The sequence below is a fragment of the Chitinophaga sp. 01L420 genome (assembly GCF_056399985.1).
Map to the genome: position 1 here is coordinate 1 of NZ_JBFTSK010000094.1, position 22,713 is coordinate 22,713.

25 protein-coding genes and 1 tRNA gene are annotated in these 22,713 nt (G+C 40.1%); 12 read left to right on the forward strand and 14 right to left on the reverse strand.

Going from position 1 to position 22,713, the window contains the following annotated elements:
* The 4 genes from AC1DP6_RS35845 to AC1DP6_RS35860 form a co-directional block, all read left to right on the forward strand.
* Positions 1–3,429 (forward strand): DUF5724 domain-containing protein (locus AC1DP6_RS35845; RefSeq protein WP_477059200.1); only part of this gene is annotated, 3,429 nt, incomplete at its 5' end.
* Between the two features lie 28 nt (positions 3,430–3,457).
* Complete coding sequence (locus AC1DP6_RS35850; protein ID WP_477059201.1) at positions 3,458–4,390, forward strand: hypothetical protein; 933 nt, start codon at positions 3,458–3,460, stop codon at positions 4,388–4,390.
* Positions 4,391–4,415: 25 nt separating this feature from the next.
* The gene (rluF, locus tag AC1DP6_RS35855) at positions 4,416–5,162 is read left to right on the forward strand and encodes a 23S rRNA pseudouridine(2604) synthase RluF (protein ID WP_134643266.1); all 747 of its coding nucleotides are present in this window, start codon (positions 4,416–4,418) and stop codon (positions 5,160–5,162) included.
* Positions 5,143–5,865, forward strand: coding sequence for a 4'-phosphopantetheinyl transferase family protein (locus AC1DP6_RS35860; RefSeq protein WP_477059202.1), 723 nt, complete (start codon positions 5,143–5,145; stop codon positions 5,863–5,865). Before rluF ends, AC1DP6_RS35860 begins: the two co-directional genes overlap by 20 nt.
* Here the strand turns inward: AC1DP6_RS35860 and AC1DP6_RS35865 are convergent.
* Complete coding sequence (locus AC1DP6_RS35865; RefSeq protein ID WP_477059203.1) at positions 5,849–6,346, reverse strand: hypothetical protein; 498 nt, start codon at positions 6,344–6,346, stop codon at positions 5,849–5,851. The genes AC1DP6_RS35860 and AC1DP6_RS35865 overlap by 17 nt on opposite strands.
* A 96-nt stretch (positions 6,347–6,442) precedes the next feature.
* Between AC1DP6_RS35865 and AC1DP6_RS35870 the strand changes: the two genes are divergently transcribed.
* A tRNA-Lys gene (locus tag AC1DP6_RS35870) sits at positions 6,443–6,515 on the forward strand.
* Between the two features lie 193 nt (positions 6,516–6,708).
* On the opposite strand, the gene AC1DP6_RS35875 is transcribed toward AC1DP6_RS35870, so the two are convergent.
* From AC1DP6_RS35875 to AC1DP6_RS35895, 5 genes are all read right to left on the reverse strand, one after another.
* Complete coding sequence (locus AC1DP6_RS35875) at positions 6,709–7,830, reverse strand: protein kinase family protein (RefSeq protein ID WP_477059204.1); 1,122 nt, start codon at positions 7,828–7,830, stop codon at positions 6,709–6,711.
* Between the two features lie 54 nt (positions 7,831–7,884).
* Entirely contained in the window at positions 7,885–8,751 is an 867-nt protein-coding gene (locus AC1DP6_RS35880) for an SEC-C metal-binding domain-containing protein (protein WP_477059205.1), read from the reverse strand.
* Positions 8,741–9,379, reverse strand: coding sequence for a hypothetical protein (locus AC1DP6_RS35885; protein WP_477059206.1), 639 nt, complete (start codon positions 9,377–9,379; stop codon positions 8,741–8,743). The genes AC1DP6_RS35880 and AC1DP6_RS35885 overlap by 11 nt, the downstream gene beginning before the upstream one ends.
* A gap of 349 nt (positions 9,380–9,728) precedes the next feature.
* A complete protein-coding gene (locus tag AC1DP6_RS35890; protein WP_477059207.1) occupies positions 9,729–9,938 on the reverse strand; it encodes a helix-turn-helix domain-containing protein in 210 nt (69 codons plus the stop codon).
* 112 nt (positions 9,939–10,050) lie between these two features.
* Positions 10,051–10,356, reverse strand: a complete 306-nt coding sequence (locus AC1DP6_RS35895; RefSeq protein WP_477059208.1) for a type II toxin-antitoxin system HigB family toxin — start codon at positions 10,354–10,356, stop codon at positions 10,051–10,053.
* Between the two features lie 215 nt (positions 10,357–10,571).
* Here AC1DP6_RS35895 and AC1DP6_RS35900 point away from each other — a divergent pair, with 215 nt between their 5' ends.
* From AC1DP6_RS35900 to AC1DP6_RS35920, 5 genes are all read left to right on the forward strand, one after another.
* On the forward strand, positions 10,572–10,868 hold the full coding sequence (locus tag AC1DP6_RS35900; RefSeq protein ID WP_477059209.1) for a hypothetical protein: 297 nt from the start codon (positions 10,572–10,574) through the stop codon (positions 10,866–10,868).
* Positions 10,869–11,027: 159 nt separating this feature from the next.
* Positions 11,028–11,741: a hypothetical protein gene (locus tag AC1DP6_RS35905; RefSeq protein ID WP_477059210.1), complete on the forward strand. Its 714-nt coding sequence runs from the start codon at positions 11,028–11,030 to the stop codon at positions 11,739–11,741.
* 94 nt (positions 11,742–11,835) lie between these two features.
* Complete coding sequence (locus AC1DP6_RS35910; RefSeq protein WP_477059211.1) at positions 11,836–12,174, forward strand: helix-turn-helix domain-containing protein; 339 nt, start codon at positions 11,836–11,838, stop codon at positions 12,172–12,174.
* Between the two features lie 283 nt (positions 12,175–12,457).
* Entirely contained in the window at positions 12,458–12,817 is a 360-nt protein-coding gene (locus AC1DP6_RS35915) for a plasmid mobilization protein (protein WP_477059212.1), read from the forward strand.
* Positions 12,810–13,583: a relaxase/mobilization nuclease domain-containing protein gene (locus AC1DP6_RS35920; protein WP_477059213.1), complete on the forward strand. Its 774-nt coding sequence runs from the start codon at positions 12,810–12,812 to the stop codon at positions 13,581–13,583. The genes AC1DP6_RS35915 and AC1DP6_RS35920 overlap by 8 nt, the downstream gene beginning before the upstream one ends.
* On the opposite strand, the gene AC1DP6_RS35925 is transcribed toward AC1DP6_RS35920, so the two are convergent.
* Positions 13,512–14,036, reverse strand: a complete 525-nt coding sequence (locus AC1DP6_RS35925) for a helix-turn-helix domain-containing protein (RefSeq protein ID WP_477059214.1) — start codon at positions 14,034–14,036, stop codon at positions 13,512–13,514. The genes AC1DP6_RS35920 and AC1DP6_RS35925 overlap by 72 nt on opposite strands.
* 213 nt (positions 14,037–14,249) lie before the next feature.
* On the opposite strand from AC1DP6_RS35925, the gene AC1DP6_RS35930 reads away from it, so the two are divergent.
* Complete coding sequence (locus AC1DP6_RS35930) at positions 14,250–14,750, forward strand: hypothetical protein (RefSeq protein WP_477059215.1); 501 nt, start codon at positions 14,250–14,252, stop codon at positions 14,748–14,750.
* A 326-nt stretch (positions 14,751–15,076) separates the two neighbouring features.
* On the opposite strand, the gene AC1DP6_RS35935 is transcribed toward AC1DP6_RS35930, so the two are convergent.
* The 7 genes from AC1DP6_RS35935 to AC1DP6_RS35965 all read right to left on the reverse strand — a co-directional run bounded on the left by AC1DP6_RS35935 (position 15,077) and on the right by AC1DP6_RS35965 (position 20,461).
* Positions 15,077–15,412, reverse strand: a complete 336-nt coding sequence (locus AC1DP6_RS35935; RefSeq protein WP_477059216.1) for a hypothetical protein — start codon at positions 15,410–15,412, stop codon at positions 15,077–15,079.
* Between the two features lie 112 nt (positions 15,413–15,524).
* Positions 15,525–16,853, reverse strand: a complete 1,329-nt coding sequence (locus AC1DP6_RS35940; protein WP_477059217.1) for a site-specific integrase — start codon at positions 16,851–16,853, stop codon at positions 15,525–15,527.
* A 447-nt stretch (positions 16,854–17,300) separates the two neighbouring features.
* The gene (locus AC1DP6_RS35945) at positions 17,301–17,816 is read right to left on the reverse strand and encodes a hypothetical protein (protein ID WP_477059218.1); all 516 of its coding nucleotides are present in this window, start codon (positions 17,814–17,816) and stop codon (positions 17,301–17,303) included.
* Positions 17,817–17,851: 35 nt separating this feature from the next.
* The gene (locus tag AC1DP6_RS35950) at positions 17,852–18,832 is read right to left on the reverse strand and encodes a hypothetical protein (protein WP_477059219.1); all 981 of its coding nucleotides are present in this window, start codon (positions 18,830–18,832) and stop codon (positions 17,852–17,854) included.
* 39 nt (positions 18,833–18,871) lie between these two features.
* Positions 18,872–19,744: an IS3 family transposase gene (locus tag AC1DP6_RS35955; protein ID WP_477059223.1), complete on the reverse strand. Its 873-nt coding sequence runs from the start codon at positions 19,742–19,744 to the stop codon at positions 18,872–18,874.
* Complete coding sequence (locus tag AC1DP6_RS35960) at positions 19,729–20,046, reverse strand: transposase (RefSeq protein WP_477059220.1); 318 nt, start codon at positions 20,044–20,046, stop codon at positions 19,729–19,731. Before AC1DP6_RS35960 ends, AC1DP6_RS35955 begins: the two co-directional genes overlap by 16 nt.
* A gap of 28 nt (positions 20,047–20,074) precedes the next feature.
* The gene (locus tag AC1DP6_RS35965) at positions 20,075–20,461 is read right to left on the reverse strand and encodes a hypothetical protein (protein ID WP_477059221.1); all 387 of its coding nucleotides are present in this window, start codon (positions 20,459–20,461) and stop codon (positions 20,075–20,077) included.
* An 873-nt stretch (positions 20,462–21,334) separates the two neighbouring features.
* Here AC1DP6_RS35965 and AC1DP6_RS35970 point away from each other — a divergent pair.
* A partial coding sequence (locus AC1DP6_RS35970) for a hypothetical protein (RefSeq protein WP_477059222.1) occupies positions 21,335–22,713 on the forward strand: 1,379 nt, incomplete at its 3' end.

Below are 22,713 nucleotides of genomic sequence, written 5' to 3' on the forward strand. Positions count from 1 at the left end.
GCATTGGGCAAGGAACAGTTCAATCCTGGTGAGATGAAAGTGTTCACTGAGTTGCTGAAGCGTAAGAGTGCCAGCAGCAGAAGTAAAGCAATTGAATTGATTTTACGCCAGATGGATGCAGTGATTGCGCAGGTGAATACGGAATTGCTGCAGGGAGATGCAGAGCAACGCTTAGCCGGTTTGGACGTGGCTTTGCAGCTGAAGAAAAGTAATCGGCTGGCAGAAGAAATTAACAACTGGCAGGCATCTTTCAAAGAGCGAAAAAGTATCTCTCCAAAAGAAGAAATATTATTATCGCAATTATCAGCAGATCATGAAGGCATTTCTTTTACTGCTGAAAACGGATATGGACTATATGATCCGAAAATGATATTGCCCGTAGTAGCGCCAATGGTGAAGAAAGACGACTACTATGCACAATGTTTGCGTGACGGGGAATTTGGTTTTTCAAGGCCAGTGGCAGATATACAGGTCGCATTGAAAAAGCTGTCGGAGTTGCTGAAGCAGCATAGTGATTATGAATATGAAATAGAGCAGTATGATGGCAGTCGTACGAAAGTATTGCTGGCAAACACTTTCAACAGAAACAAGCCCTACACTTTTGTATTTGAAAGCAAAGAGGCAGAGTATGCATCTTACCCCCTGCCTGAGGTATGGGAAAAGTGGTTCCAGGAAAGCGGATGGCAGGCAAGAGATATTTACCTGCTGAACTCCCTGATGCTGGATAAACAGGAGTTAACACAGACCTGGGCGGATTTAACCGCCCCTTACTATCCCGCTTATGAGGTAGTGATACCGGAAGAAATAAGGGCTACGCACTCCTACAAATGGTCCAATCCTGTGCTGCAGGTATTGCAGGCACTGGGATTGATTCATCYTTTCAAAGAGCGTAATGTTTTCCTCATAGGGGCTACCACCCGACTTTTTGCGTCTTTAACACCAGCCGTACTGGCGTATCAGTCGGACGGTAAATATTATCCGTATACCCGTGGTGGCTGGCAAAGCATACCTGCGTTCAACAAGTTGCTGGATTATATTAACGCCAATGATCTGGAGAAAGAAGCGATCAACGCTACCTGGCAACTGCAGCACTGGCGGCAGTTTACCGGTTTGGCGGAAAGCGTGCCGCAAAGTTTACCGCCGTTGTCTGCTTTCTGTTATGCTTACCAGGCGGGCCTGATCAGCGAAAGTGAAATGTATCGGGGACTTATCAGCGCTGGTAATATCCGTGTTCTTTCCACCGTGAAGCGGCATAAAGATGCATTTGATTACTTCAAACAATTCTCTTTCCTGCAGCCTATGTTTATACGGATGCGGGAGCATTTTCTGGATATAGAACTGAAGCGGGGAGATACCGCCACCGCAGTTACGCGGCTGGTGCAACAGCTCAAAATTATCTATGGCGTTCATCGTTTTAGCGAGATATTGACAGCGCTGGGGAAAACGACGCTGCACAGGGGATACATTTATTCCGGTGGCAACGAAGCTTACAGCAAACAACAACAACTGAGTACTTTGCTAAAGAACTGTTACCCGTTGCCGGAAGATACGCAGGAGGTATTTAATGCCGCCATGAAGCAGATTAAAGCCGGTGAAACGCAGTTGATAGAAGCAGCGGTGTATGCCCCGCAATGGCAGCAATTCGTGAGTCAATACCTCAACTGGAAAGGATTGGACTCCGCTATCTGGTGGATGCATGCACACACTAAATCATCCGGTGCTGCCGAGCAGAATGCAGAAGCTGAAAGTGAAATTGCCCGTTATTCTGCCGTAGACCTGGCAGACTTTAAAATAGGTGCGGTAGATAAGGAGTGGTTTCAGAAAGCGTATAAGGAAATAGGGAAGGAGCGCTGGCAGATAGTATACGATGCGGCCAAATATATCAGTGATGGTAATGAACACCGGAGGGCGCGTTTATACGCTGACGTTATTATTGGTGATCTGAAGTTAAAAGAAGTTACACAGAAGATAAAAGAAAAACGTGATCAGGATTACCTGCGCATGTACGGACTGATTCCGTTGAGTAAGGCCAACGCTTCGAAAGATGTGCTGGGGCGTTATGAATACCTGCAGTTGTTTAAAAAAGAGAGCAAACAGTTTGGTGCGCAGAAACAGAGCAGTGAAGCCTTAGCTATCCGGATAGCGATGGAAAACCTGGCCCGCAATGCCGGTTATGCCGATCCGCTTCGTTTGGCCTGGGCTATGGAAACCAAACAGGTGCAAAATATTTTATCGCGTGAAACGCAGGTGCAATATGATGATGTGACCATTGGGCTGGTCATAGATGAAGCCGGAATGGCAGACCTGGTGGCCTTTAAGGGGGATAAGCCATTGAAAGCGGTGCCGCCGAAATATAAAAAAGATAAGAAAGTAGAGGAATTAAATGACTACAGGAAGATATTAAGGGAACAGTTCAGTCGATCGAGGAAATCGCTGGAAGATGCCATGGTACGCGGTGATGCCTTCCTGGCTGCTGAGCTGGGAAATCTTTTCGGGCACCCGGTAATAGCCCGGCACCTGGAAAAGCTGATCTATGTGGCCGGAGAGAAACACGGTTTTTATCAGGCGGGCATATTGCAGGCAGCAGATGGAACCACCTTTACGCTGACAGAAACAGATACCATCCGCATTGCGCATTGTTCCGATTTGTATAAGGCGGGCGTGTGGAGCGACTATCAGCGGTATGCCTTTGAAAAGCAGTTGCAGCAACCATTTAAGCAGATATTCCGTGAGCTGTATGTACCGCTGGCCGATGAGCTGGCAGAGAAATCGGTGTCGCGCCGTTATGCCGGTCACCAGGTACAACCCAGTCAGACCGTCGCTTTGCTGAAGAACAGGCAATGGAAAGTGGACTATGAAGAAGGCCTGCAGAAGGTATTCCACAGAGAAGGTTTTGTTGCTAAAATATATGCGATGGCAGATTGGTTTTCGCCGGCAGAAGTGGAATCTCCTACATTGGAAACCCTCATCTTCCACGACCTGAAAACCGGCAAGCCGGTGGCGTTTGAGCAAATATCGCCACTGATCTTCAGCGAGGTAATGCGGGATATAGACCTGGTAGTAAGTGTGGCGCATGTGGGTGGTGTAGATCCGGAAGCGAGTCATAGCTCCATTGAAATGCGGAGTGTATTGCTGCAGGAAACATTGCGTTTATTCAAAGTAGATAACGTAACTATCAGCGGTAATCATGCGCGCATCAAAGGTAAGCATGGCGATTACAGCGTGCACCTGGGAAGTGCCGTAGCGCATCAGTTGCCAGGAAAGTACCTGTCTGTTTTACCGGTACATTCCCAACACAGAGGCCGTATATTTTTACCTTTTGTAGATGATGATCCAAAATCTGCAGAGCTGATTTCCAAGGTACTGTTGCTGGCAAAGGACCATGAAATCCAGGACCCGACAATATTACAGCAGCTAAGTATGAACTAAGTAGTTATTCATCTCTCTAAAAAAACAAATGAAACTCATTACAGACTATAAAGGCAGGCAATTATTTCTTTCCCGGAATGATGAAAAGAATGTGGCGCCGTTGGTATATCATATCGCTGATCAGCGTGTGCAGGCATGGGAGCAATATCCGGGTTACGAAGTGGTGGCCTGGCATAGCGGTGTGGGGCTCCTGGTATTGAATTCTCCCCTGATTAAAGGCTCCCGCAAACTGGTGACCAACCTGGTGGTGATGCGACTGGCAACCCAGGAAGTGGTGTATAGTACGGACCGGCATATGTATTACAATGCTGTTTTCAATGCTGGCGGCAGTCACCTGCTACTGGAAGCCTATAGCCAGAAGCAGGCCTGGGTGGACCTGGCTACCGGCGCTATTGTGGCGGAGTTAAAGCCGGAGGTCCGCCAGTATAATGGCACCTTTAACCCGCATCAGAACATTTTTTATTTCCCGCTGGAAAATAAAAAAGCCTGGTTGCAGGTAGATGGAAGCACTTTCGAGGGTACGCTGATAAAGACGCCTTACCCGGACCGGGCGCATAAAGTAATTTACGTGGAAGCGCTTCGGCAGTACCTGTTGCTGACAGAAGGAAATATCCTGATTTGTTGCGATGACCAGCTGAAGACCATCTGGCAGCGGAACTTCTCCGAAATGGGAGATGATGCCGGCTCCGTATTCGGCAGCGATATCCTCGTGACGGAAGATCATGAACTGGTGTGCATCAGCGCCAGTTCTACCGAATCGAATCGCTGGGGAGCTGATTTTGTGCTGGACATCAAAACCGGTGAGCCGAGGCATATCATCCAGGGGTATCATCAGCAGGGCAGGGTGGCCGGTAGCTATTTTGGCCGCCGGGTATTATTGCACCCCATGAAAGTGATGGACCTGGAAACGGGTGCAGTAGAAGCCTGGACGTTACCTGACTTTTTGCCCGGTTTTAAGTAATTTGCAGTTGATTTCAAAGGTAATTATGGATATAAGCGTTAACAAATACATCAGTGAAACCGGTTTTTGCAGCCGCAGAGAAGCTGATAAATATATTGAACAGGGTAGAGTAACGATTAACGACAACATCGCTTCCAAAGGCAATCGTGTAAAAGACGGAGATGTGGTAGAAGTAGACGGGGAGCCGTTGAAGAAGAAAAAAACTACCGTGTATATTGCGCTGAATAAGCCCAAAGGGATTACCTGTACCACGGACCTGAAGGATAAAACGAACATCATTGACTACGTTAACTTCTCCAGCCGGATATTCCCGATTGGTCGTTTGGACAAACGTTCCGAAGGACTGATATTTTTAACGAATGATGGAGACATCGTTAATAAAATTCTGCGGGCAGGTAATCAGCATGAGAAAGAATATATTGTTACTGTTGATAAGCCGATAGACCTGGAGTTTGTGAAAGCTATGCGCAACGGTGTTCGCATCCTGGGTGTGATGACGCAGAAATGTTTTGTACAGCAGGAAGGCGCCAGCCGTTTTCGTATCATCCTGACGCAGGGCCTTAACCGGCAGATCCGCCGGATGTGTGAAGCGCTGGGCTATGAGGTGGTAGCATTGAAGCGTACCCGCATCATGAACATGACAACAAAAGACCTTGCCACCGGCTCCTGGCGCTATTTTACCAAGGAAGAGGTAAATAGTCTTAATACCCTGGTAGCCAACAGCAGTAAAACTGAAAAAGGAGACAACAACCATGACGGAATGGACGAATAGTTATCATCTGGCATTAACGGTTACAAGAGAGGGCGTTTCTTTTCCGGCATCGATGGGGGTATCTTCTCTGTCGTTGCCTGCATTGCAGCTGGAGCTGCACCGTTTTTTGCATCCTGAAGAACGTACGACGTTAACGGGCGTAGCCCAACATCATTATTATTTAGGCCGCCATGCTGCAAAGCTGGCGGCTTTTGATTTTACCGGCGTTGCGCCTGCCTCCGTCCGCATCCGCCCCGGCGTATTTGGTCAGCCGGTATTGAGTTGTCCTGGTCACAGCAATTTGCAGGTAAGTATTACGCATAGCGACGGTAGCGCTATGGCGGTTGTTTTCCCTGAAGCGCACCCTATGGCGGTGGACATAGAAGCAATAGACGGCAGTCGCTTTTTACCCCCTGTAACGCCCGCAGAAATGCGTTTAATGGCATCGCTGCCCTATAGTACTGATGAGCAGCAGTTCCTGCTCTGGACAGCCCGGGAGGCCCTTTCTAAGGTATTGCGGACAGGCTTCACCACCGACCTGGAATTATTTGATGTAAAATCTGTTGAACGCAATGGTGATTTCCTGATTTCCACCTTCGTTCACTTTATGCAATACAAAGCCGTTAGCTGGGTAGCTGGTAATAAGGCTTGCTCACTTGTTTTACCACAGAGAAGTCTCGTAGATATGGCAGCATTGCAGGCCCTGACTAATCGAGTGTCTTGACGTACAGGAAAGATGAATCCTTTGGGTTATAGGTAAAAATAAATTTGCCATTTACGTCAGATCCTGATATGGTCCTCCTCCCGCTTTTCGTTGGCGCATTGTATACCGGTGTATGTACGAATGCCACTACAAAAGAGTCGAGGTATACATAGTGTAGTTGCAGATCTGTAAACCCCAGCTCTTTCATATCCTTAAAAGCATTTCTGCTTCTGTCGTTCATATTTTGCAGATTCCAGAGGTCCTGTGGAAAATGATGAAAGGTGCGGCGATATTCTTTTACCGATTCTACGAAAGTAATGGTAGGCTGAATAGCGCTCTTTTTCTTTTTGGCTTTCCAGGGGATTTCATATCCGGTGTTTTCCGTATGTTCCTGTACTTTGAGCTGGCCATCTGCTCCGCGGGAATAGGAGTAACTTGTTCTGGTGGATTGGCAGGCATAGAGGAGCAATGCTACGGCGAATAATAGGTAGTACTTTTTCATATAGGTAGGAAGTTATTTTTATTTCTTGAAAAAAAAATTTGGTTGGTAATAGATAATTCCTATTTTTGCATCCCCTTAACAATGAGGGTGGTAGCGGATTCCCTAGCTCAGTTGGTAGAGCAATACACTTTTAATGTATGGGTCTTGGGTTCGAGTCCCAAGGGGATCACTGGAGAGTTTCAAAGCCTGCGCTAAGCGCAGGCTTTTTGTTTTTGGTCTATTTGTTAGTCTATCAAAGTGCGATTGCGCTGTTCGTGTTTACTTACTTTTATTTGGGTTGACGTATCTATACAAAAATATAGATTTTACTGTAAACTTGGATTTTGGTTCCGCTTTTAGATCTTTATCTAATCAGATGTTTTTTAGAAAGGAAGATCACCTTCATCAGGCGGGCTATATCGAGGAATTGCATCAAGCCTCTGCCATAAGTTATTAATTATGACTTTGGTCTTGTCAGTACTACTTGTTTTTAGCAATTGTATAAAATCTTTTAAATAGGAAACCGAAACGTGTACTTTCTTACTATAAAAGTAAGTTCCGTCAATGAAGCAACGAGTAAGTGACAATGGGTTTTGAACAGTATATTCAAGAACTGAATTTTTGTAGCAGTTATCTAATGAAGTAATTATATAGTCTATGTCTTTATGGTATTGAGAGTTTTCTTCTATTTTTGTATATAATCCATTTATAGCATTAGCGAAGTTCAAGTAAATAGACGTTTCGCTGTTGGAGAAAATCATAGTTGATTGCTCATTCTCAATTATTTTCCGCTCTATTTCAAATAATGAAGTTATTCTCTCGTCGGGGTTAACATGTAGCATCTCCTGCAAAATATTCATATATGGAAAGGCATTCAGATTATTTATCTGGATGATTTCTTCAAAAAGTTTGGCGATAAAATAAATCTCAGTTTTATAGTTATATGTTTTTGTTTCAAAATCCCTTGGTATTGTATAATTCCAATTTATCGAAACGCTATTATAAAAATTAGAGTTAAAGTCTATCCTTTTTCCAAATCCGAAATCTATAATCTTTACAATCCCATCGTTCGTCACCATTATGTTTCCCGGCCGAATGTCTCGATGCAAAATTTTATTTTCTTCTAAATGTCTAAATCCTCTAATCGTTTGAACAAAAATATCATTTAATCTATCTGGATTATTTTTTACATACTCATAGATGTCTTCCCCATCAATGTATTCCATTATAATATAACCTGTTAATTTTTCGGGATAAAGGTAATAGTTAAAAACTCGCACAACATTAGGGTGATAAAGTAAGTGCAAAAGCTTAATTTCATCGACGAAGTTTTTGAAGTAAGTTTCTTGATGCTCGATATAATATGGGGAATATTTTTTACAAACAAAGCGTTCGTTTATAAGCTCATCTTCCAGTAAGATTGTTTTCCCTGTACCCCCTTGTCCTATATATCTTATAAATTTATAATCTTTTTTGCGGAGAAATTCAATAATATTCTCTTTCATCAATATTGAATTGTAAGTATATAATTTATTTCATCAATGACTGCTATTTCGAAATTATTTAGGGATATTATCATTGCGTATGTTAGGATTTATAGACATCAGTTTTTGGGCGTGATTCTCCATTATTTTGAATTCATAATGATAATCCTTTACTCCTTTTTGAAGGAGACAACAATTTTCATATTTCTCTTCAGAGCCGCATGGGCAAAAGTTAGTTGCTAAAAAGTTAGGATAATTTTCATGCGGAATGTATCTCTCGTGGAGTTCTAGGTTCCAAAAACTATAAGGATCTAAGCTTAGCTCAATATAGTAATTTAATAATTCGTAATTATAATTATCGTATTTTTCTTTAGTATGCTTGTCTACTGGAAAGGCAACGGCAAATTTGTTTACCGGATTTGTTACCATTGCTATCCCAATAATCTCTGCGTCGGTCACTATGCGGCAGCACATTTGACCGTTATAAATTTCTCCAACTATATGCCCACAAGGATTTCGAATAGATATTTTGCTTCCGCAAATGTTGCATTCCTTTACTTTTTTGATTATTTCTGCACTTGAGAAAAGTCGGTAGGGGAAAAGTACTTGTAAGTTTTTAACTGCTTTTTCTATAAAAAATAATTTGTATTTGTTGTTGTCGAAATCAAGATGCTTTTTGAGGGAGGCAAGTAATATTTGGATTCTTTCCAAAAGACACCATGCATTGTAAAATTCGCGCGTTCTAATTAAAGAATATACCTCCAGGTATTTTTTATGCGCTAATATAATTTGTTCCAATTTCCAAATTTCCTTAGCCCTATGTTGAAGATTTCTTTTTACTGAGTTTTTTTTATCCTTATCTAGTTCCTGTAAAATTCTTTCAAAATTGAATTGTTTGCGTCCTAATTCACTAAGTTCTTTTTTTAACAGATTAATTCTCATTTCTAATAATTTTCTGGATTTCTTCCCGTACTTCATGGACATGTTCGACCGGGCCTTCGTAATCTAATTTAATTGATTTGCCAGTAGAATCGACAATAGTAAGGGAAAATTTCAATTTGGGCTTTTCGAAGTGCTTTGCAGGAGCTTTGCTTCTAACTTGAGATTTGGGGACTGAATCTGGTTTATGAGGGGCGTCATTTTTCAAATTTGGAGTGGTAGTTTCTATAGTATTTATTTGTATAACAGGTTGTTTTTCTTCTTCAATAAAGGCCTTTTTTATTAAATCTGACAGGACATCCACAAATATTGGCGCGACCAAGCTACTAACAACAAATGCACCAATCATTTTCCAATTACTATACAGACCAAGCTCTGCATAATCTTTATCATCAATGCAAATGTCAACGCTAATGTTATTTGGCAAATTCTTTTTTAAAAATGCTAGAGTGACTTCAGTTCCAACAGGAAAAGTTGGTAGCGGCTGTTCACGAAAGCCAATTGTGGGTGTCAACAATATCTGCGCTTTTCGTAAGTCTACCTTTAAATTTTCTGGTATAAAAGACTGAGATATCCAGGTTTCAAAATTTTCCTGTACTTCGGTAATGTTTAATGTATAAGCCCTAACCATTATGATTTTGATTTATGCGATATAACGTGTAAATTATTTGTAATTTAAGTAATGTTTCGAATATGGGAGGGCTAGAATGAACTTGTGACGGTTGGTATCTTTTGCATATTTAATCGTCTTCTAAATGAAAGCTATAACAAATTATTCCTGCGTATTATTCTTCGACTAAACAGTATAATAAATCCTTATTGTGTTGCTTGTGAAAGCTTGATATTATCAAATGCGATATCCGTAATTAGTTTTTCAATCATTCGATTGTTTCATTTGAGGCTTATTTACATTACATTAATGAATGAAAAGTAATTAGATTTCAAACATTTTTTTGAAACTTTCCATTTAGTCAAATTAGTCAAAGGCTTTCTATTAAAAGATTTCCATCAATTTGAAAACGACTATGTAATATCTTTAATAGGCTGATATTAGGCTCTTTTCTGCCATTTAGTATTTCTGAAATATAAGATTTTGAAACATCTAATTGCGAGGATAGCTGGGTTTGATTAATGCCTTTTGTTTGCATTAGATAAACAAGGATAGCTTTAAATTCAGGTTTTAAAGGCATGGGGTAATTTTTATTTTCCCATGCCTCAATTGCTTTCGATAAATTATCAAGTTTTGCTTCTTCTATTTCAGAGCATTATAATATTGTCCTTATAATTCACAATAACAGTCCCTTAAAGTGAAATTAAAGTACCATTCTTATTGTGTTCGTCATACTCCGAGTGAGTGAGTATTGCTCTTATGTATAATGCCTGGGATTTAAAATGTATCATTGCTACGAGTCTATAGTTGTTACCGCCTATATTAAACACATATCTATGATCCTGAATATAATCCACAGAATTAAAAACATTTTTCAGGTCATTAAAATTCTCACATTTAGCCTGTCTTATTTTCTCCCACCAACTATTTAGTGGATTAATAGCTAGTAAGTGTTTTGAGCCAAATTCATTAATGATTGGTCGGGCCAAAATTCGCATGATTTAAAAAATTTGATTTGCATATCATGTCGGGTTTAGTGACTAATGACTAGTTAAGCTATGTTAACTTGCCTATTACTTCACAAATATAAACATTGTTCTCGGTATAAAAAAATATTTCTTATTTGTGAATTTGGTTTTTAAATGCGAACTTTGTTTCTGTGATGATATGGAAGATGTGATATTTGATAATAATATTTTATATTTCTTTTTTTATGAATATGATATTTGATTTTAAAGATTGGATTGAATCCTATGGGGATATAGCTGATGAGGACAGTGCATGGGATTTATATCATGCCGTTTCGGGGGAGTGTCAACATGGTAAATTTAGTTGTAAGAGGAGTGGTGCAATGTTAGTAGTTCAATCTGATGTTACACATGTTGTTTTGGGTATTAAGGGGCCCGAGGCCAAAAGTACTTTTCTTGCAATTATGGATAGCTACTTTACTGAATATGGAGGGGTGGATGCCGCAAAATATTTTGCTGATCAAATGAGAAAGGATGATTAGAAAAGCTGTTTTAGCTTCTCAGAGGAAGGATTTAGGCGAAGTCGAGTGTTTTACTCGGCTTCCTCTGGGGACTATATCTCATTAATCCTATGTACTTGAGTAGGCATTTTTTGACAGGGAGCTATTTATTCTGTATTTTCATAGCAAAGGATTTGTGTTATGAAAAAGAAATTGCGGCGTTTGGCATCCTTTGCCACTTTTGATCTCCCCAATAATGTAGGCTATAACCAGCTACTACTGCGTACAATTCATAAAGAGCGGAGAGCAACTATTCCCAATTGGAATATTGAAGGCACACGAAGTAAGCTAATCGCCCATTATTGGTATAGGCATGTGCTTTATCACTTCCTATCATTGTTAGGCATTGCACTACTTATCATTTTGCCATTTAACGCTTATTTTAGTTTGCTTTACTTATCTGTACTATGCATAATGGGCATAATAAGTTTTGGGGTAGCCTACTTTTGCATCTATTTACCTTTTTTTTCATCAGCCTTTCTTCCGCAGTTGGAAACCTTGATCGCAAATCACAAAAGGACGCAGATTGAAATACTCCAAACAAAGAGTGCTAAAACCCAATCTAAAATTCCGACACTTACTGTCACTCTTTATGCTTTATTCAAGACCGCAGGTGTCGAAAGGATTGCTAGTGATGCGTTATCCGCTCAGATGATAAACAGATTAACTGGTGTGGATACTGACAGCATTAAAGAAAATCTTCGCAGGGTTATTCACCCCAAAACTCTTACCCCAAAAGAGCGAGCAGAAATAGTAAAAGCCATATCCGTTGCAAAGGTCTACTTTGAGAAATTGGGCCACTCTCCAGCTATTAAGCTGCTGGATGGATTGGAAATGAAATTGAAAGGGGCATAAAGCTCCTTTTTTGTGTTAACACCTAGCCTTAAGTATACTTAGTTTTTTTCAACTTGCCCATAGGCGTATGTTTGTCGCCTAAAACAGTAAGTGTATGAAAGAAAATGTGCAAAATGAAAAAGCTGTAACCCCCATGTTGTTTCCCTTTGACCCCGACCAGTACTGGCAACGGATTAGGCTCATTATCCGGGAAGAAGTTACAAATGTAGAAAGAAGCAAGCCCGCTCAACCACTTTATGAAACACCCGGATTGATCTATAAGCCCCTTTTTAAGCTTGCAGAAGTCTGTAAACTATTTCAAGTTACCAAACCCACCATTTACCAATGGATCAGGCATGGGAGGCTAAAGCGGTACAAAATCGAATCCCGTGTATTTTTTCTCTGGAATGACATACAGAAACTTTTACAGCCCGAACAAGACAGCAAAGATTAAACGTTCAGCTTCGCTGCTCGTTTGCGAGGACCAGGCAGACAGCGTTGCTATCTGTCCTGCGGAGATAGAACCGGCGGCTTTGCCACCAGTTCGGGGAGATCATACAGGCAGCCACGCTACCTGTATGCGGAGATAAACCGGCTGGCTTTGCCATCCGGTTGCGGAGGTCGAACGGATCTTCGCTCCGTTAGCGAGCGGTGTTTTTGCTTCGCAAAAACCGCTCGCCCCTTCGCTCCCGGTGGTCGCAAAGGGGAAATGCAGCGGAGATTAAATCGGAGATCAGATGGAGAGATCAGAGCAAAGACCTAAGAGTAAAGGTGGTCGACCGGCTAAAGCCGTTCGAAAAGAGAAGCAATTCAGCCTCAGATTCACTGAGGCCGAATATGCTTCAGTGAAGGAAAAAGCCGCTAACGCAGGCTTAACCTTCACTATGTATCTGCGAATAATGGCCCTGTTGGGCCAAGTTAAAGCACGGCAAAACGAAGATGAAAGACAGATGGTAAGACAGTTAATTGGTATGGCTTCTAACATTAATCAAATGGCAAAAGTAGCTCACCAGAACAGTTTGTTAACAGCTATGCTTCTTTTTGAGCAGTACCGGAAACAATTTGATGAACTAATTAATCGGTTGACAAATGATTAGTAAAGTGATTACCGGCAGCAGTTTTTATGGCTGCTGCCGGTATATTTGTGAAGATGAAGGCAGGGCGACTGTACTAGATGCTGAGGGCGTGAGAGACTATAATTATCGTTTAATGGCCCATGATTTTGAAACCCAAAGGGGCGATCTTCCACACAAGAAGAAGGCAGTTTTTCACGGCATTCTTAGTTTTTATCCGGGGGAATCTTTAACAGATGAATCATTGGTGACGATAGCAAAGGAGTATCTTGAAAAGATTGGCATGTCCGATACTCAGTTCGCAATAGCCAAACATACGGATAAAAAACACCTGCATCTGCACATAATAGCCAATTTTGTTGGGAACAAGAGGAAGGCTATCCGCGATAACTGGATAGGCTGGCGAGGGAAAAAAGCGGCACAAGAATTAACAGAGAAGTATCAATTAATTCCCGCTGAAAAGAAAGTTTTAACCCTAACAAATCTGGAATCTTTAAATACAGAAGAAGCTATTCGTTATGATATTTATCACGCAATTCAGAGTAAATTACCCCATGCCCGAAGCCTCTCAGGACTAGCCGATAGCCTGATGAAACTAGGAATAGACATACAGTATAAGTATAAATCGGGAACCACAGAATTGCAGGGAATCAGTTTTAAAAAGGGTGCCTATTGCTTTAAAGGAAGTAAGATAGATCGCAAGTTTTCCGTAGCTGGACTACAGAAATTGATACAAGAAAACAGTCAGAAACGGGTACAAAAACGGGTGGTTAGAAGGGGAATCCGATGAGCCGCTGTTGTTATTACGCGGATCGCTGCCGCGGGCTTGCTTATGCTTTCCCTGCTTTTCGTTCAGCAGTTTTTCAAGTAGCTCATTTTTTTCTTTTTCGCTGTTGAGCATTCGCTCATATAACTCCATCACTTTATCAACCGGATTAAATGACGGGTAATAGTTAACAACGGCTGCATTATCATGATTATTGACAGTATTGCCGATAATATTAATGGCGGCTTCCTCATTAAAGTTTTTAATAGCTTCAGGGGTCACACCAAGAACTTTAGACACTTGCTCAAGTATTTCAGGCTCGATCACTTCTTTGGATTCCAAAAGTGAGATTTTCTTTTGTGTCCAATCATCACCAAGTTCAATTGCAATGGCGTCCTGCTTTTTACCGAGAATTTCCCGGATACGTTTAAGGTTTCTTCCTTCGTGTACTTTGTTCTGCATAATAGAATCAATCATTGTACAAATATAATGTATTGTCTGTATGGTAAGATACACAACTTTTTGAATAAATAAGTTGCTTAATTATGCTTGAAAACGGATTAATAACCATTGTAATTACTTGATTATTACATTGTTATGATCAATCTTTGATTATCAATATAACGGACCAGATTATTTAAAACTGATTAATCTGTTCTATTCTTTAAACATTATTAAAAAATGAAAATCATGGAGAATCTATTAACAATCTTGAATCAAATTACGCCTTGTGGCACGTCAGCTGGCTTTGTTGAGCTATTAGAGTACGAGCTATCGTCAGTTATTGGCAGTAACGCAGCTGATGACTGGTCAGCTGATCAGCGCGCTGATTTTATGATGTTTTATGCTTTGTTCAGTGCAAATACTGTCGCGGCCTTTAATGTTCGGGATGCACTGATACGCGGAAATATTGAGGATTTAACTAAAGAGCTAATAATTGGGCTGGAAAGTGATTTGTATGAATTGTCGAGTTTTGCATCTGGGCTTGAATTGCACGAATTGGAAGCTGCTTTGGATCAGTATATCGAAGCATTGGTTGACGGGGATAAGGGAATAGATGGCACAATAGCGGCAATTGTCGGTAATTACTTTAGGACATTTTTCTTGACCCTTCATTCTTTAGATATAGAAAACCGGATTAAAATAGCGAAAAGCTCCAATAACCAATTAAATACGCTTTATGAGTACTAATAAACAACCAATAAACATGTTACTCGCTCTGCATTCAGAGTTTTCTAAGCTGCCCGTAATTTTCAGGGAACAAGTTTGCGAGGAATGTAATTATAGCACTCCTACGTTCTATAGGAAGATGCGAGGTATTGACAGGCGCGTTGATGGTAAGTTGACACCTGCATTGAGCAATGCCGAAAAGCAGAAGATCCGCGAGATAGGAGAGGTAGTTACAAAGAAACTATTTGCTTCCATTTTTGAGGATACTGAAAAGTAAATATTTAGACGCTGTAATTGAATTGAATAACAACGGCGCTTGATTTCTCTTGCGCCGTTGTTCCAATTAGTTATTGCCCTTTGTCATATTCTTTCATTATGTTGTCATAGGTAAGCTCATAATTTTTATAAACAGACCATATGTCACCATCTGGGATTTCAATATCATCTATCTCCCTATAATCAGGGGGAACATTATCCCATAAAAAGGATATTGAACCCTTATGGTCAGAAACCGCTAACAACTGATGTGATTCATACTCAGTTAATGTTTTCAAAAACCATATTAATCTTTCAGGTTGAGAGCTATCATCATTTACTATAATAATATTATTGAAACATGTAATGTTTTCAATCTTATTGACAGCTAAGCGACTGATTTGATCTACCGTAACAACTTTTTTCATGATTTAAAAATTAGGCCGATTAAACCTAATTACCAAATTTTTTTGTGCCTTACTGGATTTATATTAAGGCTCAATATATTACTGTAATAAGAGTGTTGTTGCAACGCAAATTCTATCGAGCTGAAAGAACCATCGTAGAATTGCTCCTATTTTCCCATATTTCTTTTATTTTCTTTCCAGCTTCTTCTGGGCTAATACGTATGTATTTGTAGAAGTCCTGCAAACTCTTATGCCCACTGATTTTCATAATCAGTTCTACCGGTGTTCCCTCTAGAAATTCATTGGTGCAGAATGACCGGCGGCAGGTGTGGGATGTGATCCAGCCATATTTAGGCTTTATGACTTCAATATCCTTATTCCCTTTTTTATATGAAAACTTGACGGTTTCGCAAATGCCCGCCAGTCGGCCAATTTCTTTAATATTTACATTGAAATCCGGATTGTTCACAATAGGAACTGCCTTTTTGAAACGGTTTATAAGTATATCATTGGCTGTACTCATTAGAGGGATCACTACCCAATGATCTGATTTTTCCTGTTTTTTATGGAGCATACCGGCCCGTATATCTTGCGGCTTGATATTGGAGAAGTCAGAGAATCTAAGGCCGGTAAGGCATCCCAAAACAAATAAATCCCGGTAGGGCAGGAGGTAGGGGTAATTTGTCAGGTCAGTATTATATATCTGGTTTATTTCCTTCCATGAAAGGTAAATAGCGTCTGACTCTTCATTCAGTATCTTGAAGTCTGATAAATCAATAGGAGGGATGATTTTACGGCGTACTCTATCCCGGATGAATATACGTAACTGTTTAATTGTTTTGCCTACAGTTGCCGTCTTAAGGCCCTTTATAACGGTTTTCCTTCTACGCTGGATATATTCAAATGTCAGAAAATCAACCAGACCTTCATAGAAATTAAAATCAAGGGAATTGAAAGTGATGACGGCCTTCCTATAATCCTGAAACGCTTGCAGGTGGTCTTTCATGTTTTTATAAACCCGCAGCATGCCAGGTGTAACCTTGTTAGTCTTGCACTTTATATAATCATCTATCTGAAAGTAGAAGTCCAGATTTGTTTCCGGCTGCTTGTTTGCCGTTTCCTGGGCTTTAGGGGCAAGGCTTTCCGGGTTAAGGTCTGGTTTGAATGTACTTTTAACGAAGGTCAAGACGTCTATTATTTTTTCTTGCAGCGCATGGGATATAACATCTTCGACCAACCGTAATAAGGTTTTCAGCCTTTTATTAAGTTCTTCGTAATTCCCATAGTCCTTTGGTAGGTTTGCGGTGATCCGGGATCTTTTCCAGTAAGCAGGAGGAATTGCAATTTCAGTGCTTAGCAATGTTCTTTTGTCGGAGTTATAACAATACTGGATGAAAATGAGGCTTGTACCATCGCGCCGAATCTTGCTACTTTTGCACACTAATTTAAGGGGTAACAGCATAACGAGTCTATTTTTTAGTCTATTAAAGTGGGGCCAACCCGAATAAAGGTAAGAAGTAGAAACGCGATTCGCTGTTGTAGAATGCTTAATAACCAGCGTGTTAGGTGCGGTTTAAGTATTCCGGAGTAAGACTAAGAAATAGATCGGAAATCCCAAGGGGATCACTGGAGAGTTTGAAGACCTGCACTTGATGCGGGTCTTCTTTTTTTGCTCTATAATTTACTCTATAATGATTGAGTAGGGCGGTAGAGTTTACGAGGCTTTACAAAGAGCGGAACTATCTTTACAAATTTAGGATTGTTTGCTGAATTTGAAATATATCCTCGCATATTTAATATTGGGGAGCCTTATTAATTCACGTACTATTTTCAGTCATGTTACACTATCAAAGGACAAGTACTGGTATAACCGGCACTTGTCCTTTGATAAAATTTGTCTGAATTATGACTATTTTTTAGCCTCTCGATATTGCAGAGACAAGGGTTGCATTATAAAAGAGAGTGAAATAGCAGGAGCATCTGCATTATCATATTTAAATAGACGATTCAATTCATCTAATGTAAAATTGGGTAATCCTTCGACATTATCATCAGGAGTAACTGTAATTGGAATAATTAAATTAGTGCCTTTATCTATCTTATGGCTAATAATTTCAGTCCAGTCAATAGTATCGTAAGTTTTCATTTCAGTTAAGTTATTAACCATTTCAGCAGGGGCTTCTTCAGAACTTAAAATCTGAGCAACTTTATTTTTTTCTGACAAAACAAATTTTAAGGAAAAGGCTATCGCCTTTTTACTTTCTTTGAAATTTGTAGGGTATTCTATATTTCTGGAAATTATTTTTATTAATTTTTGTTGCTCTTTGTTGCCCAGTAAATTTTTCTGCCCCAGAACAGTTTTGGTAGTAAAAGCGCTTAGAGATAGCACAAGAAATAAAAGATGGGAAAAYTTTAAATTAATCATTAAGGAATATTTATAGTTTTAAAGAAACAAGACAACTATTTGCAACGAGTGCCTTTTTTGTGTTTATCGTTATACTGCTCCGCTGCTAAGAGAAGGTTATTGGCATCAGTTGGGTTTAAGGCATTCCAAGATGCGGTTTTTTGCAAACCGCCCCATGCAATTGCTTTTGCATCATAATCCTGGAGTCCAGGGAAAATTTCTTGCAAGGCTGCAGCTATTTTAGATACATACTTATCAGCCATAAGATTGTGTTGAATATACTCAGAAAAAGTAAATTTGCTTGCGCCAGATTCTAATCCTTTTGCATCATACATTGCATGTATCGCTTCATGCAAAATTGTAGCAACTATTTCTTCCTGAGCATATTTGGGCAAAGTTGTATTATCCAGTGTTATTTCTATATCAAACCGGCCAACATCCACGGTGGTTCCGGCGGTTGGTTTTGGAAGTGGCCCATCTAGAAAGGTAAGTGTAATTCCATCTACTCCAGAGAATAGTTCATTAAATGTATTTGTGATTTCGTTCCTTAATCCCCTGGATAATGCAAGGTCAAGTGCGGAGGAAAGGCAAGGGTTGTGTACCTGATCTCTCCTTATATCTGTAATCGTTGGAGGTAGGTTGGCATTATTTACTCCCCCACCTCCATCCCATTCTGGATCAGGATGATCTTCCTTTCCTTTAAGTGGAGAATCATTTGGGTCAGGGCTTCCTCCGATTTCATTGCCGAATCCACCCGAGTTGGTGCACCAGTAATGTGCTATAACCACTAATGTTCCGTTTTCGAAGTAAGAAGTTTGTGCAGAATAACAGTCTTCAGGTTTAGGAGCCAGATTATAAGCAGATTTGGATTCAAATCGCTTGATTTCGCTTCTATGCTTTCTAATACCTTGCTCGTAGTATTCACCATATTGAAATTTCATCTCCATGTTAAACAAACCGAAAGTTCCCTCAAAATTGGTCACATCTATTCCTTGCTTATGGGTATTAAAGTAGGCGACAGTTGGTATTACTTCCATCACCCTCCCTGGATTTGCAACAAAAAAATGGACAACTTATTAAGCTGCTTTTTTTAGAATAGATTTACTAAATTCTTCGGGCTGTAAATACCCTAATATTGAATGTCTTCGCTGCCTGTTGTACCATATTTCGATGAACTCAAACAGCTCTTTTTTTGCGACATCTATTGAATCATATACTGTATGGTGCCCGGTTTCTGATTTAAGGATCTTGAAGAAATTCTCCATTACTGCGTTATCCCAACAGTTGCCCTTTCTACTCATACTCTGTTGTACCGAGTTGCCTTTTAGCAGATCTCTGAACTCCTCACTGGCATACTGTACACCTCTGTCTGAGTGAAAAACCATATTTGGAGCCACGGATCTATTTATAATCGCCATATTCCAGGCAGTAACAATAGTCTCCCTGGCTGTCATACCTGTACTCATTGACCATCCAACAATCCTTCTGTCAAACAGGTCCATGATTGCTGTTAAGTAAAGCCATCCGTTTTTTGTCCGAATGTAAGTCAGATCAGAAACCCATTTTTCTGATGGTGCCGTGGCAGTGAATTCTCTATTGAGGATATTGGCAGACACTTCCAGTGTATGGTTGGAATCTGTAGTGCATACTTTGAACTTACCTGTAATAATACTGCGAAACCCTTTGTCCTTCATGATTCTGGCCACTCTCGGTCTGGAGGCACGCAATCCCATAGACCTAAGTTCTGCAACTATTTTTGGGCTGCCATATCTGCCTTTGCTTTTGTGGTAGATATCTTCAACTTCTTTGCAAAGCACTTGCTTGTCCATGCAAAGTTTTGATGGTTTTCTCGTAGACCAGGCATAATAACCACTACGGCTTACTTTGAACACTTTGCACATCTTCTCGACATCAAATTCTGCCTGATGGTCCTTTACGAACCTGAATATTTGTTGTCTTCCCTGGAGAAAATGCTCACTGCCTTTTTTAGTATCCGATTTTCCATTTCCGCTTCCTGCAGTGCTTTCTTAAGAGCTTGGATTTCCTTCTGCTCCGGCGTCAGATCCTGTTTCCCATTACCAGGAAAACTACGGGTATCATGCATACTGAACTCTCTGGTCCAGCGACGAAGCATTCCTACGTCTATCCCCAATTCTTTTGCTACAGTTACGGCTGGCTTGCCACTTCTGTGCAATTCTACTGCCATCAATTTGAAGGATTTATCATAACCCCTTCTTTCTTTTTTACTCATTGTAATCAAAGTTAAGGAAAGAGCTTAACTATATGTCCACACAAAGGTAGCAGTTCCACCCCGTCATTTGGCCCTTATCATCTTTAGTTATTATTAGCCTTCGGTAAGCATTTTCCTTTGTTTCAAAAGTAGCAGCCCAAATCAAGGGAAATGAAATTCTTTTTTTGTCCTGTGAAATAAACGGTTTATCCCATTCAACTTTTAACGGAGCGTGTGCTGAGGATTGATAAAATTCCTGAACTGATTGAATTAATTGTTTTTGAGAATTAGATTTTATTGGATGTAATTCACTATTGGTATTTTCTTGTTTACCACAAGAGTAAAATACCATCATTAAACCTGCCAAGATTATGGCACGTGAGAGCGTCTTCTTATGCACGTCGGCTGAAATTAAGGTTACGATAAATGGGTTCATGGATGTTTTGAGGCCTATTCCAAATTTAGCTGGGTTAACCGGGAGAACATCTTTAATGTCTGCATATTAATACAAATTTTCACATTATAAAAGTAAAATGGATATTTTTTTAAACATAAATTGTTAAAGATGAATTTTTGCCAACCAATTGTCGGGTAGGGCTTTGGTATATAAATTTGAATCTAAAAAGGGGTAATTGACTCAGACAGTTGGGGAAGCCACAGCTTCCTTTTTTGTGGGTAAGAATTTCGTTGGTATTTAATGATGCCCGAATAATATTTTATAACAATTCCCTGCTTCGCCGGAACCCGCCAGATGTTCGATTGTATCACAACCGATCTTTTCGCTCACCTGCTTTGCGGCGGCAAGATGTCAGGTTGTATCACAACCTGCTTTTTAGCGCTTTCCCTCCGAAGTCGGAAAGCTGGTTAACCTATTTAAAATTTGATGGGGTAGAGGTTTTTTTGAACTTTTAATTATTTTCGAATAAATAAGTAGCCCCAATAATTTTAAAAGCAGTGTGTATGAGTGAAAGTGTGCGTAATGAAAATGCTATCCCCCAGATGTTATTCTATCTCTCAAAAATTAACTTGATCCCATTATTAAGCAGAGCAAAAATAGTATCAATAGATGTCAAAATGTTAGTTGCCCGTTGCTGGATTAGAAACGATCTTGGGTCACTTTATAAAGACAAGATATAAACTTGCAAAGGAACATAGATAAATCACCAAAAGATAGTAAAGTTGGACTCAATATCCGGAAAGTAAAATGGAGAGCAGAGAATAAATGTGTGGAAGTTGCTAAAAAAATTGGGTTGTATTTATCAAATCAAGGTTTTTTTAAAAAAGTAGGAAATATATTAAAAAGCAAACAATGGACAAAGGTCGCTTAAGCATAATAATAGTATTAATCTCTTTTCTAATTGTGCAGCAAGGTTATGGGCAAACTGCAATTGAGTGGACAAGAATGAGGGAGGTAGCAAAAACTCCTTACCCCGACTCGTCTAGGCGTGTGCGGTCAGTCGGACATACAACTTATTTTGTCAACCCGGTAACAGGTAGTGATCAAAACATAGGTACTAAAAGCTCCTCCGCATGGAAATCGTTCGCTAATGTAAACGCTTTGAGACTAGCACCAGGTGATAAAATTGTCATAGCACCTGGTATACATGAGCAAACATTAATGCCGTTTGGCGTAGGAACATCGAAAGAGCCAATTGATATTAAATTTTTGCCTGGTAAACATCAATTCACTTCTCCAAAGTCCTTACGGCGTATATGGTATATTTCTAACACTTCTGATTATACATTCACACCAAAGCCTTGTGGTATTTTAATAGAAGGGGCAAAGTATGTACACATTCATGGTGGTGGCGTTAGGGGAGAAGGTAAAACAAGTATTATAATGAGCGGGCCTGAACGGATGGTTAATGTCATCAATCACTTATCAGAAGATATCTCTTATGAACATTTGGTATTTGACCTTAAACGTCCGTCAGTTTCTGAAATTATGGTTTTGCAGGCAAGTGCTGAAGAAGCGATTATTCAGGTCGCAGAAGGATCTACTTATGAGATTAAAAATGGGAAGTTTGAGTGGACAGGCGATTTAGGTTATGGTTGGACTATGGCACAGGAAGCCGATTTAGAAACAAGGAAGTCCAAACGGCTCGATCAATGGTCTCCATTTGATGCTGCTACTGCAAGTGATATTGAAAAAGGGAAAGTACGCCTTATTTATGCAAAAAATAACTGCGTTTTAGAAAAAGGAAAATCTTACGGCTTTCGGCACATCCTCCATGATTTGCTGAGCTTTCATAATGCTCGCAGCAAGAATATTTTGTTTTATGACTGTGAAATTAATGCAGTGACTAATATGTCATTCGTTAGTCAGTTTACAGAGAATCTTAGCTTTAGACGGGTTAACATTGTTCCACCAATAAATACATACCGGGTAACTCCAGCAAGTATGGATGTGTTTCACTTTGCCAATTGTCGTGGTCAGATTTTAATTGATTCCTGTAATATTTCCGGAGCTGGAGATGATGGAATAAATTACCATGGAATAAATATTGGCGTTGTAGGAAAACCTGCGGATAATAGATTGCAGTTGCGATTCATGCAGGGGCAAACTTATGGATTTGCGCCCTGTGCTCCTGGGGATGAAATTGCGGTTATCAATCATTTGACTTTGTGTGAAATAAAAGACAATCCACGGCGTAAAGTGACCGCTATTGAAGTTATGCAGGGTGATAC

What these genes read in the sequence shown, in the direction of transcription:
- rluF (WP_134643266.1), top strand. Translation starts at nt 4,416, where the DNA reads ATGGATATAAGCGTTAACAAATACATCAGTGAAACCGGTTTTTGCAGC.
- AC1DP6_RS35950 (WP_477059219.1), bottom strand. Translation starts at nt 18,832, where the DNA reads ATGGAAGTAATACCAACTGTCGCCTACTTTAATACCCATAAGCAAGGA.
- AC1DP6_RS35920 (WP_477059213.1), top strand. Translation starts at nt 12,810, where the DNA reads ATGATTAGTAAAGTGATTACCGGCAGCAGTTTTTATGGCTGCTGCCGG.
- AC1DP6_RS35940 (WP_477059217.1), bottom strand. Translation starts at nt 16,853, where the DNA reads ATGCTGTTACCCCTTAAATTAGTGTGCAAAAGTAGCAAGATTCGGCGC.
- AC1DP6_RS35890 (WP_477059207.1), bottom strand. Translation starts at nt 9,938, where the DNA reads ATGCCTTTAAAACCTGAATTTAAAGCTATCCTTGTTTATCTAATGCAA.
- AC1DP6_RS35865 (WP_477059203.1), bottom strand. Translation starts at nt 6,346, where the DNA reads ATGAAAAAGTACTACCTATTATTCGCCGTAGCATTGCTCCTCTATGCC.
- AC1DP6_RS35910 (WP_477059211.1), top strand. Translation starts at nt 11,836, where the DNA reads ATGAAAGAAAATGTGCAAAATGAAAAAGCTGTAACCCCCATGTTGTTT.
- AC1DP6_RS35860 (WP_477059202.1), top strand. Translation starts at nt 5,143, where the DNA reads ATGACGGAATGGACGAATAGTTATCATCTGGCATTAACGGTTACAAGA.
- AC1DP6_RS35885 (WP_477059206.1), bottom strand. Translation starts at nt 9,379, where the DNA reads ATGGTTAGGGCTTATACATTAAACATTACCGAAGTACAGGAAAATTTT.
- AC1DP6_RS35960 (WP_477059220.1), bottom strand. Translation starts at nt 20,046, where the DNA reads ATGAGTAAAAAAGAAAGAAGGGGTTATGATAAATCCTTCAAATTGATG.
- AC1DP6_RS35895 (WP_477059208.1), bottom strand. Translation starts at nt 10,356, where the DNA reads ATGCGAATTTTGGCCCGACCAATCATTAATGAATTTGGCTCAAAACAC.
- AC1DP6_RS35880 (WP_477059205.1), bottom strand. Translation starts at nt 8,751, where the DNA reads ATGAGAATTAATCTGTTAAAAAAAGAACTTAGTGAATTAGGACGCAAA.
- AC1DP6_RS35875 (WP_477059204.1), bottom strand. Translation starts at nt 7,830, where the DNA reads ATGAAAGAGAATATTATTGAATTTCTCCGCAAAAAAGATTATAAATTT.
- AC1DP6_RS35915 (WP_477059212.1), top strand. Translation starts at nt 12,458, where the DNA reads ATGGAGAGATCAGAGCAAAGACCTAAGAGTAAAGGTGGTCGACCGGCT.
- AC1DP6_RS35905 (WP_477059210.1), top strand. Translation starts at nt 11,028, where the DNA reads ATGAAAAAGAAATTGCGGCGTTTGGCATCCTTTGCCACTTTTGATCTC.
- AC1DP6_RS35930 (WP_477059215.1), top strand. Translation starts at nt 14,250, where the DNA reads ATGGAGAATCTATTAACAATCTTGAATCAAATTACGCCTTGTGGCACG.
- AC1DP6_RS35935 (WP_477059216.1), bottom strand. Translation starts at nt 15,412, where the DNA reads ATGAAAAAAGTTGTTACGGTAGATCAAATCAGTCGCTTAGCTGTCAAT.
- AC1DP6_RS35850 (WP_477059201.1), top strand. Translation starts at nt 3,458, where the DNA reads ATGAAACTCATTACAGACTATAAAGGCAGGCAATTATTTCTTTCCCGG.
- AC1DP6_RS35965 (WP_477059221.1), bottom strand. Translation starts at nt 20,461, where the DNA reads ATGAACCCATTTATCGTAACCTTAATTTCAGCCGACGTGCATAAGAAG.
- AC1DP6_RS35900 (WP_477059209.1), top strand. Translation starts at nt 10,572, where the DNA reads ATGAATATGATATTTGATTTTAAAGATTGGATTGAATCCTATGGGGAT.
- AC1DP6_RS35925 (WP_477059214.1), bottom strand. Translation starts at nt 14,036, where the DNA reads ATGATTGATTCTATTATGCAGAACAAAGTACACGAAGGAAGAAACCTT.